Here is a 16,721-nt window from a genome sequence, read left to right on the forward strand (position 1 = left end):
CGCGATCCGATGATGTCGCCGGCGACGGCGCCGATCACGACCCCTCTCCCGTCGGGACGGCGACGATGTACTGGGGAAGCTTTGCCTCGAACTCGGGGAAATAGCGGGCGATCACGGTAATATCGAAGCTCGAGAGAATGGCTTCCTTCGGCTCGCGATCCAGCAGGAAGCGAAAGGCGGCTTCCACGCAGTGGTCCGGCAGGCAGGCGCCATTCGTGAGCCGGTCGTAATCCGCGCGCGACATGGTCACCCGGTGGTGCGTCTCACTGCCGGATTCGCGGATCACGACATCGAACGTGAACGGATCCGAATGGCCGGTTTGCTTCACAGCGATCATGATTTCGCCTCCAATACCTCAGCAGTCCACATTTTCCGAGCGCCTTTTGGCCCCCGGAACAGTCCCAACCTCACGGATATCGAGGTCCGGTCGCAACTGAACCGTATAGCTACGCGCTCCGGATCCCGACTGCGCCTTGTCTCGTCGGAATGCCCGAGATAACACAAGGTTCAGATGAGGCAGCTAGAGGCGAACGACATATTTCCGCCCGACTGCGGCATTCCCAACGACACTGCAGATCACCGCGTTCGGGACTTCTACGCCGGTGTGCTGGGCGACGAGGCGACGGAAGCAAAGTAGAAGTCGAGCATGGTATCGAGAGGTGTCGGATCGCGACGCAGCCGGCTGCGCAGGGCGGCCCCCTCCCAGCAATTCACCACTAGGTCGGCCAATAACTGCAGGTCCGAGCCGGAAGGCAGATCGCCCCGGTCGCGCGCCTCCTCCAGGCAGTCCTTGATGCGGCCCGCGATGATGGACAGGCATGACTCGATCTTCTGCTGAAAAACAGGGCTGATCCCGGACAACTCCTGACCCAGGCCGCCGAGCATGCAGCCGAGGTACCCTTCCTCCTGGTACTTGTCTCGTGTCGATTCGAAGAACTTCCGCACACGATCCAGTGGCGGCAGGGAGCGGTCGCCCAAGGAATCGTCCAGCCCATTGTGCACTTCGCTCATATAGAGGTCGATGACCTGAAGGGCGAAATCCTCCTTGCTCTTGAAGTGGTGGTAGAACGACCCTTTCGGCATGCCCGTCTCCTGCAGCACGGCCTGGATGCCGAGATCATTGTAGCCATGGCGCAGGAGCATCCTCAGCCCCGCGTCGAGCATGCGCTCCTTGGTGGAATCGCTCATCGAGAACATCCAGCTCGTGGTCCTTGGGGAGCGAAAATCGGCTCCCGGGCGCCGAAGGTCAAGGCCGCCCCGCTGGTTCGCCGGGCGGCCTTACAGATTGCGGGCCGCGCCGACGCCAAGCGTGAGTATCGGGCGCGCCGCGGGTCAGTGTTGGTGTTCGGGCGGCGCGAAGAGGATCAGTTCCACGCGATCGTCGCCTTCGACATAGGCGTCGTGGCCCGGCGGAATTTCAAAAAAATCGCCGGGCGCGATTTTCGTTTTCGCTCCGGTATCGAGCATGCGGACGACGAGAGTGCCGGCGATGCAATAACCGGTGTGGTGCATCGGACAAGAGTCCGGGTTGCCGAGAAGAGGCTTTTCATCCTTCTCCCAGGTCCAGCCAGGTTCGAATACGGCGTGCATTCCGGTCGCTCCGGTCCCCATCTTGATGATGGCGATACCACCGCATTCTTTCATATCGAGCAGGTCGTCGGGCTTGTCGAAGCGCCGGGTTTCAATGGCTGTGGTCATCACGATATTTCCTTTCTAGCCGAGGGTGAAAGCAGCGGCCTGTTCCGATGCAGCGTTCCGTTCAGTCGGATCGTCGGCGTCGGAGGACAGGCGATGCCGGAGTCGGATGGACTGCTTCGTCATGAGTGCTCTCCCTCGTCGATGTTAAGAATAGACCGGTCGGTCTAATGGAAATGTCACACAAGATGTGACGCGCGTCAATCCCGGCCAGGTCCAAGGTTCGTTCAAACCCAGGAAAGCGATGAGCGCTGCGAGAGCGGCGACGGACAGGGCGTTCCTGACGAATTCGTCGTAGCGGGTGACGATGCGACGGAAATCCTTGAACCTGCGGAACGCGGCTTCGATGCGCCAGCAGTAGCGAAGCCCAATAGTCTCTCTCGGCCGCGCTGCCGGTTGAAGTGTACCGGAGGATGGCTTATTTCTCGCTCATCCCCTTGTATTCATGCAGGGACCGGAGAGACCGGACAGGTCGGCACAGGGCGTTTCGCGCCTGCCATGGCTCCGGTGAGCCAATCCGGATTTTACCGATCGGCGCTCGTGGTCCTTGCCGCCTGAGCGCTCAAAGCCGTGGCTTTGCCGGGCGGCGAACGCGTTCGGATTCTCCTGGCTATTACTCCAACGTGCGGCTCTTCTCGGCCGTAGGCTTCGAGCACCGAGGAACGAGGCGAGGCTATGAAATTCCTTCTGGACCGCGATGCTGGACAGGCTGTCGTTCGCCAGATCGGAAGTTATCTGCGCAGATACGGTTCCGGCCATCAGGCGCGGACGTAGTCCCAATTACCCGACAGGAGTCGAGAGATGTACGATGACATGGATCTTGCCGAAGAGCTGGAGCACATCGCAGACAACGCCGGCCGCTTCACCAAAAAGGAAATGAGTGGGATGATGCGGGTGGCGGCCGTAACGCTCCGGCTGCAGCGGCAACGGCTGAGCGAAGCCGAAGCTATCATCCTGGAGGATCTGGTTCCCGAGGGTACCGCCTAGTTGTTCGCCTTTGCTGCTTATGTTGCGTTTGTTGGGTGTTACGTCGCACACCGCACACAGGCAGCGAAAGTCGGATCGACGTTCAGGCGCCCCGGGGGAATTTCCTCGCCGCATTCCGTGCAGTAGCCGAACTCTCCTTCGTCCATTCGCTTGAGAGCCTGCAGGAGCAGGTGCCGTCGGTGCATGCGGCGGCGCTGAACCGCTTGGGACATCGCCTGCATCTGCATGGCATCGATACGCGAAACCCGACCAACGCTTTGCTGGTCAAGTTCCACGGGAGCACTCCAATTCGCGTTGTCGGTGCTCAGACGATCGATTTCGGCCAGCTCCTGCTCGAGCCGCGGCCGGAACTTCTGCAGCAATTCGGCGTAGGCATTGTCGTCCATGGCCTGTACCTGATCACAGATCAGCGAAACATCAAGACTGGAATTTTGCAGCGCCGCACCATCTCGGTCGTGGTACTTCCGATAATCAAGCTGCGGATCCGGGAATGACCGTAGGCGCCCATGACGAGCAAGCCGATGTTTTCGGCCTCGACCTTTGCGCTGATGACCTCCTCGGGCTCGCCGTTGGAGAGCTGCGCGTCGACGTCGAGGCCGGCGTTCCTGAGCAGCGAGGCCGGTGCCTCGAGCCGGGAGCGGTTCTCCGGCGTCTCCGCCCCGACCGACAGGATGGTGCACCGCAGGCCCTTCAAGAGGGGGCTTGCGGCGACGTAGTCGACGGCACGGCTTGCGCTTTTGCCGCCGTCATAGGCGATGAGAAAATGGTCGAACGGGGTGTAGGCGCGCGCCGCCACCAGGACCGGCACCTTCGCGCTGCGGACCACCCGTTCGAGGTTCGATCCGAGATGCAGCTTGGCGAAATTGGCAGCTTCCCCGCGCTTGCCGATGACGACGATCTGCGCATCGGCTTCCAGATCGGCCAGTGCCTCCAGGAGGTCTCCGCGGCGCAGGGTCGTTTCCACCTTGGCAACGCCGATGCCGTCGAGCGTAGTTTTCGCCGCGTCGAGCAAGGCGCGTCCCTTCTGTTGGGCAAGCTTGCCGTGCTGCTCGTCGAGGCGGGTGTATTCTTCCAGAAGCGCGGAGCGCTGGCCCGGCTCAAGCCCCCCGCTCAGATCGAAACTGCTGGACATGCGGCGCCCGAGGACGTGGACGACCTCGACCGCAAGGCCGGTTCTCAGGGCCGCCCAGCCGGCGATCCCGCAGACGCTGTCGGCATAGATCGACCCGTCGACCAGAGCCAGTATCTTGGACATGCGTTCCTCCCTCAATGGCCCATGAGGCGTTCGAATGCGCCGGGCTTGTCATGGATGGCGAGCTTGTCGACGAGCGTCGCACTCGCTTCGTTCATTCCGGCCAGTTCGACGTCGGTGCCTTCGCGGCGGAACTTCAAGACCACCGTGTCGAGCGCGGCGACGCCGGTCAAGTCCCAGATGTGCGAGCGTCCGACATCGATGCGGACCCGCTCCAGCGCCTCCTTGAAATCGAACGCCTTGACGAACGCGTCCGCCGAGGCGAAGAACACCTGCCCCTCGACCGTATAGACGCGCTCCTTGCGATCGTCCGAGAGGGTTGAGGAGACGCGGAATATCTGCGCCACCTTTGAGGCGAAGAAGAGCCCCGACAGGAGCACACCGACGAGCACGCCGATCGCAAGATTGTGCGTGACGACAACCGCCACCACCGTCGACACCATGACGATCGAGGAGCGACGCGGATGTTCGCGCAAGTTCTTGATCGAGGTCCACGAGAAGGTGCCGATCGACACCATGATCATGATGGCGACGAGCGCCGCCATCGGTATGATGCTGACCCACTCGCCCAGGACCACGATCAGGAACAAGAGGAAAACGCCGGCGGCGAGCGACGAGAGGCGGCCGCGCCCGCCCGACTTGATGTTGATCACGGACTGGCCGATCATCGCGCAGCCCGCCATGCCGCCGAGGAAGCCGGTCGCCACATTGGCGACGCCCTGGCCGACACACTCGCGGTTCTTGTCGCTGGGGCTGTCGGTCAACTCGTCGACAATGGAGGCTGTCATCAGCGATTCGAGCAAGCCGACGATCGCCACCGCCGCCGAATAGGGCAGGATGATCGTCAATGTCTCCAGACTCAAAGGTATGTCGGGAAGGAGGAAGACAGGCAGGGTGGACGGCAGTTCACCCATGTCGCCGACGGTTCTCAAATCCATGCCGAAATAGAGCGCAATGGCCGTGAGCACCACGATACAGACGAGTGGCGAAGGAATCGCCCTGGTCAGGCGCGGAAACAGGTAGATGATCGCCAGCCCGCCCGCGACCATCACATACGTCATCTGCGGGACGCCGACGAGCTCGGGGATCTGCGCCATGAAGATGAGAATGGCGAGCGCATTAACGAAGCCGGTGATCACGGATCGCGACACGAACCGCATCAGGTCGCCGAGTCGGAATAGCCCCGCCGCAACCTGCAGCACACCGGCGAGCACCGTCGCGGCGAGCAGATATTGCAGCCCGTGATCCTTGACGAGCGTGATCATGAGGACGGCGGTGGCCGCCGTTGCCGCCGAAATCATGCCGGGGCGCCCGCCGGTGAAGGCGATGATCACGGCAATCGAAAAGGACGCGTAGAGGCCGACCTTCGGATCGACGCCCGCGATGACGGAGAAGGCGATGGCCTCCGGGATGAGCGCAAGGGCGACGACGAGCCCCGCGAGGAGATCACCACGAACATTGCCGAACCACTCATCGCGGATCCTGGAAAAGAGCATTAAAGAGAAACCTCGATTGTAAAACAGCGCTACACTACAGGGGGCGTGGAACGCGGAGGGATGTCGGAGCGCTCTCAACGCGCCGTCGCCGCTCCAGAGCGTGAGCGGACAGCGCGAATGCGCGACACTTGAGACCGCAGGAGGAGAGTGATGTTGCAGCGCAATATTTCTCCCTTTAGCGATCGAGGCCTCATTTTGAAAGCTATAGATGCCGGCGCATGGCTGCCTTGCAGAAATGCCGTGCGGTTTGGGATTGCGCTGAGCGGGGCTGAGGCCGGACGGATTCTCCCCTACAAAGAACCGAAGAACGATGTTAAGGGGAACACCAGCAGTTGCTGTCTGACTGATCAGGATCGACTTTTCCGGTCTCTGCAGGTTCTCCCGAAACGAGAGGAGACGTGACAGCCCTGTCGACCGGCATTCTCGTCTCACGATCCTGGGACGACGCGTGCAGCGCGCGACGATACACCGTCTGGTGAGCCGCGTGCTCGGTCGAGATGGGGCGGTTCGCGGCCCCACCCACGTCCATCCAACGCACTTTCGGCGTCGATGGAGAATTCGTGCCGCCATCCGGATGGTGGCTGCATCAGGCACCGCCGTTGCCCGGGCCGCGGCTTTGGATGAGCGGGGCCATCGTCGGTTTGTCACGTCGAACTTGTCTGCAGCCCGCATCAAACAGGAAAGGTAGTTGCTTGAGCCGGTACTTCGAAGAACTCGACTATCAGATCACGCCGCTTGGCGCGCTCTCGCTTCGACGGCGGCGAGAGATTGCGACCGGCGAGGATGTCTATGAGATCAAGTTGAACGACGAGTTCCTGATGTCATCGAAATTCACGACATCGGAAAAGGCGCTCGCAACCTTGGCACTTCGCGCGCTCTCCGGAGACGGGCACAAAGTGGCCGTCGGCGGGCTCGGGCTTGGCTACACCGCGGCGGCCGCGCTTGACGATCCCGGGGTGCGATCGCTTATCGTCATCGATGCGCTGAAGCCGGTGATCGAGTGGCATGAGGCGGGTCTGCTGCCGCTTGGCAGGCAGCTTGCCGCGGACAAGAGATGCCGCTTCGTGCATGGTGACTTCTTCGCCATGGCGCGCTCACCCGAAACCGGCTTCGACCCGCTCAACCCGGCTTCCCGCTTCGATGCCATCCTGCTGGATATCGACCATTCGCCCCGCCACGTCCTGAAGTCCGAAAACGCGGTGCTCTACACGTTTCAGGGGCTGAAGAAGCTTTCCGAGCATCTCGTGCCCGGCGGCGTATTCGCATTGTGGTCGAACGAACCGGAGGATCCGGCGTTCACGGAAGTGCTAACGGCCGCCTTTGGGAAGGCCCGTGCCGAACCGGTCGTCTTCTACAACCCCATTCAGGACCGTGAAGCCCGGCAAGCGGTCTATCTCGCCTGGAAGGCGCAAACTTCCTCATGAACCGTTCTGACGGCCACGCGACAAGATCCGCACCTATGAGCGCGGTGCCTTGCTGCCCTTTCCGCGGACCTGCGGATGTTCAAGACGGTCGCCGGGAAGGACTGCTGGCGCTGCGGAGGATGTTTGCCGCCGGCTTGCCGGCAAGCAGATGCTTCAGCACATCTTGCGTTCTCCGCCTCCACACCCGCGGTGAGATTCCGGGCGATTGCCCGGCCGCCGGTCCGCGCCTCGACGCAACCTAGCTTCCCGCACCGGCACAAGGGAGCACCGCAGCGCGGTCGCGTGCCGCATCACCGAACGAGAAAGCCGCCATCGATGGGAATGGCCAGCCCGTTGACCATCGCCGCCGCGTCGCTCAGCAGGAAAGCGATAACTTCGGCGACATCCGGGGTCTCGGCGAACCGGCCGATCGGGATGCGGTTCAAGACCGGTTCGGACTTTGCCGGATCGCTCCATGCCCTTGCTGCCAGCTCCGTCATCGTGACGATCGGATTGATGCAATTGACGCGGATGGAATGCTTGCCGAGTTCGTTCGCCATGACGCGGCTCATGGCGTCCATCGCCCCTTTCGAGGCGCAATAGGAGGCGTGGTCGTCGAAGCCGATCATCGAGGAAATGCTGGAGACGTTGACGATCGCGCCGCCGCCGCCCGCTTCGACGCGGGCGCGCGCATATTCCTGCGCGACGATCATCGCCGCCTTCGTGTTGACCGCATGGACCAGATCGAACGCCTCGTCGGTCACCTCCAGAAAAGACTGGAGAACATTGATGCCCGCACAGTTGACGAGGTAGTCGGCCGGCGCCGCCTCCCGCGCGGCGCTGCGCGCCGCCGCCGCGTCTGCCAGGTCGACGGCCACACACCGGCAATCGATCTCGTCCTTGAGGCTGTCGAGGTCCGCCCGGGTTCGCGAAAGAGCGGTGACCCGGGCGCCTCTGCCGGCGAGCAGCCGCGCCGTCTCTCGTCCGATGCCCTTTCCGGCGCCGGTGATGATGACGGTTTTGCCGGTGAAATCCATTTTCATCCCCCTATCGGTTGCCAAGAACAATCTGCATCTTCACCTCGCCGGCGGGTGCACGGGCGGCAAGTTCGAAGGCTTCGACGCTTTCCTCGAAGGAAAAGGTGCGGGTGATGAGGCGTGTGATATCGAAGGTCTTGGCCGACAGCATTTCTAGGCAGTTCGGGAAGACATGCGCATAGCGGAACACGTGCTCGACACGCGCCTCCTTTATCTGTGCCGCGGCGACGTCATAGGCGATCGGCTCCAGGGGAATGCCGACGAACACGCACACACCGCCGGGCCGCAGGACCTCGAACACCGAAGAAGCGGCCTTCTCGTTGCCCGAGCATTCGTAGACGACGTCGGCACCCCAGCCGCCGGTGATCCTCGAGACCTCGGCTGCCAGATCGCTCTTTGCCACGTTGACGGTGGAGATCCGGCCCAGCGTGCCGGCGATCTCGAGTTTCGTATCGTCGATGTCGCTCACGATCGCGTGGGCGCATCCACCGGCCAGTGCCGCCACGGCCGTCAAGAGGCCGATCGGCCCGGCGCCCATGATGACCGCGGTGTGGCCTGCCGTGCAACGCGCCTTGTTGATGGCGTGGACGCCGACTGCGAACGGCTCGACCATGGCGGCCTCGGCGAAGCTCACATTGTCCGGGATCCTGAAGGTAAAATCGGCCGGGTGGACGACGCTCCTGCGCAGGACGCCGTGTACGGGTGGCGTGGCCCAGAAGCGCACCTCGGGATCGAGATTGTAGAGGCCCAGCCTGGAGGCGCGCGACGTCGGCACCGGAATGCCGGGCTCCATGCACACGCGGTCGCCGACCGCGAGGTGGCGTACGTTTGCCCCGGCCTCGACTACCGTGCCGGAGGCCTCGTGTCCGAGGATCATCGGCTCGCGCACGACAAAGGGCCCGATGGCGCCATGGGTATAGTAGTGCACGTCGGAGCCGCAGATGCCGACAGTATGGACGGCGATCCGTACATCGGTCGGCCCAAGCGCTTCTGCAACTTCGAAGGGCCTGAGCGACAGCCTGCCTTTCTCCTCGAGAACCAGCGCGCGCGTGTCGGCGGCTAGATCGTGAGACGAACCGTGTGCCAAGATGCTCCCCTTTTCACATTGCCTCTGCCGCAGCCTAGGCCGGAGCAGGTGGGGCGGCTACGTCGATCATGGACCAGTTGCAAACATTCATGACATCGTCGCCTGCTCGCCGCCGCCCTCGGTCAGGCGGCCCAGGGCGCGGTCACGGCGCGGCTGCTGCGCCGGTATTCGGATGGCGTCTGGCCGCAGATGGTGGCGAACTGCCTGTTGAAGTTGGCCGTGTTGTTGAAGCCGGAGTCGAAACAGATCTCGGTGACGCTCAGATCGGTTTCGGCAAGCAGCGTGCAGGCGTGGTGCACGCGAAGCTGATTGATGAACCGCACGAAGGTGTGGCCCGTCTGCTTCTTGAAAAAGCGTGAAAAGGTGCTGATCTCCATTCCGCAGAGCTTCGCTGCGTGGTTCATCGGGATCTCGCTGCGGTAGTGCTCGAAGATATAGTTGATGACGTTCTGCAGGCGCTTGGACTGGCTCGTGTAGACGCCGATGGCCGGCGCGCAGCGCGACAGCATGCGCCGCTGCGAAGGCGCGTTCGCCAGCGCCGCCATCAGCTCGATGAAGAGAATGAGTCTGCGTGGGCCACCGGCTTCGCCGATCGCGCCGAGCAGCCGCCGCCCTTCCTCCGCCGCGTCGCCGGTGAACTCGAGCCCGTAGACGGACTCCTCCAGCATCGCCTGGATATCCTTCAGTTCGGCGAAGCCGGAGATCAGCGAACGCGCGAACTCCTCGCTGAACTGGATGAGCATGTCGCGGTCGGTGATGCGCTCGTTCGGGCCGATGTCGCTCACCCAGTTGTGTGGAAGGTTCGGCCCGGTCAGGACCAGTGTGCCGGGCGTGAAGGGACCGACATAGTCGCCGATCATCATCCTGCCGGTGGATCCCTGGATGAGGTGCAATTCGTATTCGGGGTGGTAGTGCCACTTGGCCAGATGATGCGGATAGTCATGCACGTACCAGCGGAACGATTCCGTCGGCGCGCAAACGATAACTTCGTAGGCTGGATTGATCCTGAGCATCCGGGCTCCTCCCTCCCAAACGCAGTGCACGGCGAAATGAAGGTCGAGCAACGCCGGCAAGTCAAGATGCAATGCCGGTGATCTGCAAGATTGTTTGCAAACTTGATTGAATAGACGTCGCGACGGCGACTTTGCTTCAATATCGTTTCATTGTGACAGAACCGGGGGAGGAGTTCCGGGAACGCCGCGGCTTCGGCCGGGCGCGTGGAGGAGCGTGTTCTGACGCTCCCGCGTGTCGCATGTGAACGGGAGGAGCATGAGATGAACCCAGAAGGGCAGCAGGCGCGCGGCTCCCTGCTTACGGCGCGCAACCTCAACAAATACTATGGTGGGCTGCGTGCGCTGCGCGACGTCGACGTCGACGTGCGCAGGGGCGAGATTCTGGCGCTGGTCGGCGACAATGGTGCGGGCAAATCCACGCTGATCAAGGTCCTTTCGGGAGCGATCATCCCCGATGAAGGGGAGATCCGGCTGAAGGGCGAGCCCGTCGCCTTCAAACGACCCACCGACGCCCGCGGCCGGGGAATCGAGACGGTGCATCAGAGTCTCGGCCTCATCGACGAGCTCGACGTGCCGCAGAACGTTTTCCTGGGGCGCGAGCTGACGAAACCGGTCGCCGGCTTCTTCAGGGCACTCGACAAGGCGGAGATGCGGCGCAGAACGCGGGAGCTGCTGCAGAACTTCTCGATCGGCCTGCCGACGCTTAACGAACCCGTGCGCCGCCTTTCGGGTGGCCAGCGCCAGACCATCGCCATCAGCCGGCTGCTTCTTTCGGAGCCGGATCTCCTGATCATGGACGAGCCGATGGCCGCGCTCGGCGTCGATGAAGGGCAGAAAGTCCTCGATCTCGTCGTGCGGCTGAAAGCCAAGGGCATGACGGTGCTGATGATCAGCCACAATCTCGAGCACGTTTTTTCCATCGCCGACCGGATTGCGGTCATGAAGAACGGTGCGATGGTTGGGGTGGTGGAAAGATCCGCCGTCAGCCGCGCGGACATCGTCTCGATGATCACCGTCGGGCACGCTTGAGGAGGGAAGGGGACAATGGCAATGACCTCCACGGAACAGTTCGTGAAGTCCATCGGCCACGCCGACCGCCGGTTCCGCTTCGAGGCGGTCGGCCTGACACTCGCCATCCTGGTGCTTATCGCGGTGTTCGCGCTGATCAACCCGCGCTTTGCCACCTACGCGAACCTGCTGAACGTGCTGACCCAGGCGTCGACCTATGTCATCGTCGCCATGGGCATGACGCTCGTCATTACCAAGGGCGGCATCGATCTTTCGGTGGGCTCGATGATGGCCGTGGTCACATGCGTGGCCTTCGGCATGATCGAGTCGGGCACCCCTTGGCCCCTGGCCGTGCTGGTCATGTTTGCCCTGGCGGCGGCGCTCGGCGCTTTCAACGGCGTTGTCATCGCCTTCCTGGCAGTCCCGGCGCTGATCGCGACGCTCGGGACCATGGTCGGTTTCCGCGGCATCGCGCTCCTACACTCGGAGGGCAAGCTCTATTACGGTCTGCCGCCGGAGCTCATCTGGCTCGGCCAGGGTGAGGTGCTCGGTGTTCCCGTGCCGATTCTGGTGGCCGCCGCCTTTGTCCTGCTGACCCATGTCATCTTCAACCACACGCGCTTCGGCGTGCACATTCGCGCCGTCGGCGGCAACCGCGAGGCGGCGCGGCTCGCCGGAATCGCGGTCAGCCGTGTCGAGGTAGCCGTCTATGCCTTCATGGGTCTTGCGGTGGCGCTCGGGGGACTGCTGTGGATGGCGCGCATCGACGGCACGCAGGCGACGCTGGGGACGGCGATGGAAATCCACATCATCGCCGCGACCATCATCGGCGGCACCAGCCTGTTCGGCGGCAAGGGCACGCTCTACGGCACGCTGCTCGGGGCGATCCTTCTTTCGCTCCTGAACAATGCTCTGGTGATCGCCGGCGTGGAGTTCTTCTGGCAGCTTGTCGCCATCGGCGCGATCGTGATCTGCGCTGTCACCATCAACAACATCAAGGAGAACAGGATCTCCTGGATAGACCGGCTCCGCAATCGCAAGGCGCTGTCGCGGAGCCGCGCTCGCTGATCACGTCAAACCAAAAGGGAGGAAACGAAAATGCTGACGAGAAGAAGCGCACTTCTGGCTGCGGCGATGGGCGCCGTCATGGCGTTGCCTTTGGCCACCGACGCGCGGGCGCAGGAGGAGCCGGTCCAGATCGCCTATCTGTCCCCGTCCTTCGATATCTCTGACGCCTGGGAACGGGTCTACTGGTCGATGCGCGCGCGGCTGGACGAGTTGGGCGTCGAGCACGAAGTACTCCAACTCGCAGTCGCCAACGCCGCCGATCACGCCGGTCAGCTCTCCCAGGTGGAATCGGTCATCCAGCGCGGCGCCGACTATGTCTTCCTCGGGGCGACCGAATACGAGTCGGCCATTCCGGGGCTGCGCAAATTGAAGCAGGCGGGCATTCCGACGGTCGTCTACAACTTCCTGGAGCCGCACGAGGACGAGACGGCGCGGGCCATGCAGTACATCGCCTTCGACCATTACGAGGGCGGGCGCGTGGCCGGCGAATGGTCGGCCGAAAAGCTCGGAGGAAAGGGCAAGGTCGCCATTCTCCAGGGCGTGGCCGGCGTGGTGAGCGATCAGCGGATGAAGGGCTTCAGCGATGTCATGGAAAAACATCCCGACATTGAGGTCATCATCGGTGTGCACACCGATTTCGACCGGGTGAAGGCCTATGAAGCCACGGAGAACCTTTTAGCTGCGCATCCGGATCTCGATCTGATCTATGGTGTGTCGACAGCCGTAGGGCTCGGCATCGGCCAGGCCGTCAAGGCGGCCGGCAGGTCCGACGATATCTATACGCTCGGCTTCGGCGGTACGGGCGACGAGATCCAGGCGATTGAAGAAGGTTGGCTCAGTGCATCGCCCCTGCGCTCCATCGACGACAGCGGCGTTGCGGTCGCCGATGCCTTTTATGCTCATATGAACGGAGAAGAAGTCGAACCGGTCTGGTCAGGACCGTTCGTCATGGTCGACGCAGACACCGACGCCGACGAGGTGGTGGCCCACGCCAACCGCTACTCGAGCAAACTTATGGGCCGCTGAAGCACGCTTGCAGCTTCGACAGCATCCACGTGCCCTATTGGCGGGTGGATGCTGTCGAGTACGCCACCGACCCCCCATGCTCAAAGATGCGGACGGACACGGTCCGCCAATGCTGGTCATAGGATGCCTTGTTCCCTCACGAGCACGTGACAGATTGCGGCGATCGCATGCCACGTCCGTGCTCCATCGGCATCACCATCGAAACTCGCGTTCTCCGCTCTACGCCGCGCCTGCGCAGGGGCGGCCAGCCCGCTTCGCCGCACGAGCTTGCGTGCAGATCTCCACAGGGCGATATCGATGGTCTCCGCTTGAAGAGGCCGCCGCTGAACGCGGGCTGCGGCCCACCTTACGCCTGCACCGTTTCGCAATCGTCGCATGTCTTCATAGCCCGTTGCAGCTTGTCTTCACGGCTACAGTGTCGTCCGCGCGGAGCTGCGCGCGTGGTGATGAGTGGATCGAGGTGGCGCCGCCACGGCTGCGCGGCTGGCATCAGCCACCTCCGATCCAAGGGTATCAGGTTACCGCCCGAAGGACTTCCCAGCGGGTGTTACCGCTGACGAGAAGCGGCTCGATGTCTCTGCCGAACGCCTTGTGATCTTCGCGGGCAGCCAGCTTCTCCCACTGCTCGCTGAGCTCGGTCAGGCTTGCCACCCTCACGTCCACTGTGACGAGGGCTTCCTCGGCGCCGATGCTGCCGGTGTAGATGGCGTAATCGGTCTGGCCGATCTCCTTGCCGATCGTTTCCCACCAATTCCTGATGCGGTCGATGAGCTCCGGCTTCTTGCCGAAGCGGGCATAGCAATACCAACGTGCGATGATCATTTTCTTCCTCCCGTCGTTCGAGGCCGCGCCGCAGCCCGTCCACAGGGGGCTACCCGGCGTCGGCTATCCTGATTACTTGATAGCAGCCCGCCGGAGGGCCGTCTTTGCAATTGGGGAAGCAAGGTTTGGGGAATTGCGCACTCGAGCCCAACGGCGCTAGCGGACCTCGACCCTCAATCGCTCCACGGCGCGCCGACCGGTATCCTCGCGCCATTCGAGCCGCAGCATGCCCGGTGCCCGTGGCGCCAGGTGGAAACGCAGATAGGGATCGGCGGCCACCGAGCGGCCGAAGGTGGCCCTGAGGGCCGGTTCGCCGTCGAGCCGGGCCTCGAAACGCTCGATGATACGTTTGGGCGGGGCGTCCGGCCCCAGCCCGTTCTCCATCGGGTGCTTGATGAGCGTGACCACCTCGCCTGGAACGCCGGCTTCGAAGACGGGCACGCGCACGCGCGTCCGCATCGCCTCCGACCAGTTGCCGTCTGCCGGCGTGATACAGCCCGATGAGGCGATACGGACCGCTCGCTCGGCCACCCGCACCGTGCCGGAACGCATCCGCGCCACGGCAATCACCGTCTGGCTTACGTCGAGGCGGATGCGCGTGGCGATCCGGGCACGGCCGGCAAGGGGCGTGAAGCGGAAGACTGCCACGCGCGGGAAGGGGTTTTCCGGCGCGATCACGTGCACTGTGTCGGGGAAATCGTCCTGGGAATGTTCGACCGAGAGGCGAAGCGGCAAGAACGCGCCGCTGTCGCTGACATTCGGCAGATGAAGGGTGATGCCCTCGGTAACGGGCGCGGCGGCGCCGATGACGGCGCGCGCATTTGTGCTGTCCCGCCAGGCACCGCCGGCCGGCGCGCCCGCCGCAAGCGCCGGCACGACAGCCAGAAGGGCGCCGCCGCCCATCACCAGCACCTGCCGCCGTGTGAAGCAAGACCGGGAGTGCACGGTCGGCAGAAAGGTCCCGCCCCTTCGTGACATGCTGTTCAGCATGCGATCTTCATCCACTCCGCCTCGATGGCGTCCGCGGCGGAGATTGCCGAAGCGATGTCCGTCGCATAGCCGATCACCGAAATCCGCAGAACTCTCCGCCCGCGCCAGTCTGCAGTCCTGAAGAAAAAGCGGCCGCTCTCGTTGAGCGCTGCCGCGAGGGCGTCCGCATGGTCCGGCATCGCGGCATTTGTTTTCTTGCCATGGAACGAAAGCACCACCTGGTTGAGGCAGACCGAATTCTCGATGCAGATGCCCGGCGTGTTCGCGAGACGGTCGGCTATCGCCCGTGCGCACAGGTGATGAGCGCGCACCATCTCCATGATCCCCTGCCGGCCCAGGACCTGCAGCATCGCCCAAGCGGCAAAGCCGCGGGCGCGGCGTGACAGCTCTGGCCCGAAATGGGTGGGATTGCGCCCGTCCTGCGCGTCATGGGAAAGATAGCCGGCGGTGATGTCCATCGCCCGGCGGTGGGCGTCCGCGTCGCGAACGATGGCAAAGCCCGAGTCATACGGCACCTGAAGCCATTTGTGCCCGTCGACGGCCCAGGAGTGGGCGCGCTCGATGCCGCGGCACTGCGCTTTCATTTCCGGCACCGCGCGCGCCCAGAGGCCGAACGCGCCGTCGACGTGCAGCCAGCTCCCGTGCTCGGCGGCGAGATCGGCAAGCGGCTCCAACGGGTCGAAGGCACCGGAGTTTATGTGACCGGCCTGGCAGACGATGATGCCGGGACCGGTTTCGCGCTTCAGCGCCGCCTCAAGCGCGGCGCAATCCAGCACGCCCTCACCGTCGGTCGGAATGCGGATGAAGTTCCGCTCCCCGAAGCCGAGATAGCGCAGAACCGCGAAGTTGGAGGCGTGCGCCTCGTCGCTGATGAAGATGTTGACCTTGGGCACGTCTTGCAGGCCGGCTTCGTTGAGATCGAAGCCCGAGCGGCGCAGAACCTCGCCTCTTGCCGCCGCCAGGCTGATGAAGCCTGCCATTGTCGCGCCGGTAGTGAACCCGACCGAGCTCTCGCGCGGCAGATCAAGGAGCTCCAGCAGCCATTTGGCGGCAATTTCTTCCGCGGTCGCGGCAGCCGGAGAGCACTGATGGATGGCGGCGTTCTGCCCCCAGGCCGAGGTGAGCCAGTCCGCGGCGACGCCGGCGGGATGCGAGCCGCCCATCACCCAGGCGAAAAAGCCGGCCTGCGTGTTGCCCACGAGACCGGGCTCGGCCGCGTTCACCAGATCGTCGATCACGTCGAAGGGATTACGCCCTCGATCCGGCAGGCCGCAGTCGAAGAGCCGGCGCAGACGCTGGACGTCTACCGAGGGATGCAAGGGTGGTAAGCCGTTGCGGTAGCGCCTGGCATGAAAGGCGGCGTGATCGAGAACGGACGCCGCGGCTTCCTGAGCGGCGAGGTGTTTCATCGCGGATGCAGCCATTTCGGGAAGAACTCATAGGGATCGACCGATTTCGATGCATCGAACGACACGCCCTTCGCCTTCAAGAGGTCCTGGAGATGGCCGTCCTTGAAGGCATCCAGAGTTTCGGTGCACCCGCCCACATGCTCGCCGCCGACGAATATCTGCGGGATGGTCGGTGCGCCGGTCTTTTTGCGCAGGGCCACGCGGATATCGCCGCCCCAATTGTTTTCCTGGTAGGCGACCGAATCGAGATCGACGGATCTGAAGGGGATGTCCGACGCCGCGAAGAGCTTGCGCACGGACCAGCAGAACTCGCACCATTCGAGCGCGAAGAGCACGACCGGTTTGTCGGGATCGGAAATCACCTGCTCCACGAAGTCCCGCGCCTCCTCCGTGGGCTCCGGCATGGCCGGGCCGCCGGCGGCGGGCGC

The 16,721-nt window shown here is 63.4% G+C and carries 18 protein-coding genes and 1 pseudogene; 5 read left to right on the top strand and 14 right to left on the bottom strand.

Features of this window, described 5'->3' with window-relative positions:
• Nucleotides 1–34: 34 nt before the first annotated feature.
• The 4 genes and pseudogenes from SIN08_RS14715 to SIN08_RS14730 form a co-directional block, all read right to left on the bottom strand.
• Complete coding sequence (locus SIN08_RS14715; protein ID WP_322452356.1) at nt 35–337, bottom strand: hypothetical protein; 303 nt, start codon at nt 335–337, stop codon at nt 35–37.
• Between the two features lie 257 nt (nt 338–594).
• On the bottom strand, nt 595–1,188 hold the full coding sequence (locus SIN08_RS14720) for a TetR/AcrR family transcriptional regulator (protein WP_322452357.1): 594 nt from the start codon (nt 1,186–1,188) through the stop codon (nt 595–597).
• Between the two features lie 144 nt (nt 1,189–1,332).
• On the bottom strand, nt 1,333–1,698 hold the full coding sequence (locus tag SIN08_RS14725; RefSeq protein ID WP_322452358.1) for a hypothetical protein: 366 nt from the start codon (nt 1,696–1,698) through the stop codon (nt 1,333–1,335).
• Nucleotides 1,699–1,932: 234 nt separating this feature from the next.
• Nucleotides 1,933–2,043, bottom strand: a pseudogene (locus tag SIN08_RS14730) (IS5/IS1182 family transposase); the annotation flags it as partial.
• Between the two features lie 453 nt (nt 2,044–2,496).
• Here SIN08_RS14730 and SIN08_RS14735 point away from each other — a divergent pair.
• Nucleotides 2,497–2,682, top strand: coding sequence for a hypothetical protein (locus SIN08_RS14735; protein WP_322452359.1), 186 nt, complete (start codon nt 2,497–2,499; stop codon nt 2,680–2,682).
• 38 nt (nt 2,683–2,720) lie between these two features.
• On the opposite strand, the gene SIN08_RS14740 is transcribed toward SIN08_RS14735, so the two are convergent.
• The 3 genes from SIN08_RS14740 to SIN08_RS14750 are packed head-to-tail and all read right to left on the bottom strand — an operon-like array spanning nt 2,721 to nt 5,430.
• On the bottom strand, nt 2,721–3,068 hold the full coding sequence (locus SIN08_RS14740; RefSeq protein WP_322452360.1) for a TraR/DksA family transcriptional regulator: 348 nt from the start codon (nt 3,066–3,068) through the stop codon (nt 2,721–2,723).
• Nucleotides 3,069–3,088: 20 nt separating this feature from the next.
• Entirely contained in the window at nt 3,089–3,937 is an 849-nt protein-coding gene (locus tag SIN08_RS14745) for a universal stress protein (protein ID WP_322452361.1), read from the bottom strand.
• A gap of 11 nt (nt 3,938–3,948) precedes the next feature.
• Nucleotides 3,949–5,430 (bottom strand): SulP family inorganic anion transporter, encoded by a 1,482-nt coding sequence (locus SIN08_RS14750; protein WP_322452362.1) that lies wholly within the window; start codon nt 5,428–5,430, stop codon nt 3,949–3,951.
• Between the two features lie 692 nt (nt 5,431–6,122).
• On the opposite strand from SIN08_RS14750, the gene SIN08_RS14755 reads away from it, so the two are divergent.
• The gene (locus SIN08_RS14755) at nt 6,123–6,854 is read left to right on the top strand and encodes a spermidine synthase (protein WP_322452363.1); all 732 of its coding nucleotides are present in this window, start codon (nt 6,123–6,125) and stop codon (nt 6,852–6,854) included.
• 290 nt (nt 6,855–7,144) lie between these two features.
• Here SIN08_RS14755 and SIN08_RS14760 read toward each other — a convergent pair whose 3' ends face one another.
• The 3 genes from SIN08_RS14760 to SIN08_RS14770 form a co-directional block, all read right to left on the bottom strand.
• Nucleotides 7,145–7,870: an SDR family oxidoreductase gene (locus SIN08_RS14760; protein WP_322452364.1), complete on the bottom strand. Its 726-nt coding sequence runs from the start codon at nt 7,868–7,870 to the stop codon at nt 7,145–7,147.
• A gap of 10 nt (nt 7,871–7,880) precedes the next feature.
• Entirely contained in the window at nt 7,881–8,957 is a 1,077-nt protein-coding gene (locus SIN08_RS14765) for an NAD(P)-dependent alcohol dehydrogenase (protein ID WP_322452365.1), read from the bottom strand.
• A 122-nt stretch (nt 8,958–9,079) separates the two neighbouring features.
• The gene (locus SIN08_RS14770) at nt 9,080–9,970 is read right to left on the bottom strand and encodes an AraC family transcriptional regulator (protein WP_322452366.1); all 891 of its coding nucleotides are present in this window, start codon (nt 9,968–9,970) and stop codon (nt 9,080–9,082) included.
• 261 nt (nt 9,971–10,231) lie between these two features.
• On the opposite strand from SIN08_RS14770, the gene SIN08_RS14775 reads away from it, so the two are divergent.
• From SIN08_RS14775 to SIN08_RS14785, 3 genes are read left to right on the top strand one after another with little or no spacing between them, the layout of a single operon-like run.
• Entirely contained in the window at nt 10,232–10,999 is a 768-nt protein-coding gene (locus tag SIN08_RS14775) for an ATP-binding cassette domain-containing protein (RefSeq protein ID WP_322452367.1), read from the top strand.
• 15 nt (nt 11,000–11,014) lie between these two features.
• On the top strand, nt 11,015–12,046 hold the full coding sequence (locus SIN08_RS14780) for an ABC transporter permease (RefSeq protein ID WP_322452368.1): 1,032 nt from the start codon (nt 11,015–11,017) through the stop codon (nt 12,044–12,046).
• 30 nt (nt 12,047–12,076) lie between these two features.
• Nucleotides 12,077–13,072, top strand: a complete 996-nt coding sequence (locus SIN08_RS14785; protein WP_322452369.1) for a sugar ABC transporter substrate-binding protein — start codon at nt 12,077–12,079, stop codon at nt 13,070–13,072.
• A 513-nt stretch (nt 13,073–13,585) separates the two neighbouring features.
• On the opposite strand, the gene SIN08_RS14790 is transcribed toward SIN08_RS14785, so the two are convergent.
• The 4 genes from SIN08_RS14790 to SIN08_RS23665 form a co-directional block, all read right to left on the bottom strand.
• Nucleotides 13,586–13,894, bottom strand: coding sequence for a hypothetical protein (locus tag SIN08_RS14790; protein ID WP_322452370.1), 309 nt, complete (start codon nt 13,892–13,894; stop codon nt 13,586–13,588).
• 156 nt (nt 13,895–14,050) lie between these two features.
• Complete coding sequence (locus SIN08_RS14795; RefSeq protein WP_322452371.1) at nt 14,051–14,884, bottom strand: thiosulfate oxidation carrier protein SoxY; 834 nt, start codon at nt 14,882–14,884, stop codon at nt 14,051–14,053.
• Nucleotides 14,878–16,308: a pyridoxal phosphate-dependent decarboxylase family protein gene (locus SIN08_RS14800; RefSeq protein WP_322452372.1), complete on the bottom strand. Its 1,431-nt coding sequence runs from the start codon at nt 16,306–16,308 to the stop codon at nt 14,878–14,880. The genes SIN08_RS14795 and SIN08_RS14800 overlap by 7 nt, the downstream gene beginning before the upstream one ends.
• On the bottom strand, nt 16,290–16,697 hold the full coding sequence (locus tag SIN08_RS23665; RefSeq protein ID WP_416208082.1) for a glutaredoxin: 408 nt from the start codon (nt 16,695–16,697) through the stop codon (nt 16,290–16,292). The genes SIN08_RS14800 and SIN08_RS23665 overlap by 19 nt, the downstream gene beginning before the upstream one ends.
• Nucleotides 16,698–16,721 lie beyond the last annotated feature (24 nt).

It is taken from the genome of Chelativorans sp. M5D2P16, assembly GCF_034427935.1.
Taxonomy (GTDB): Bacteria; Pseudomonadota; Alphaproteobacteria; order Rhizobiales; family Rhizobiaceae; genus Chelativorans.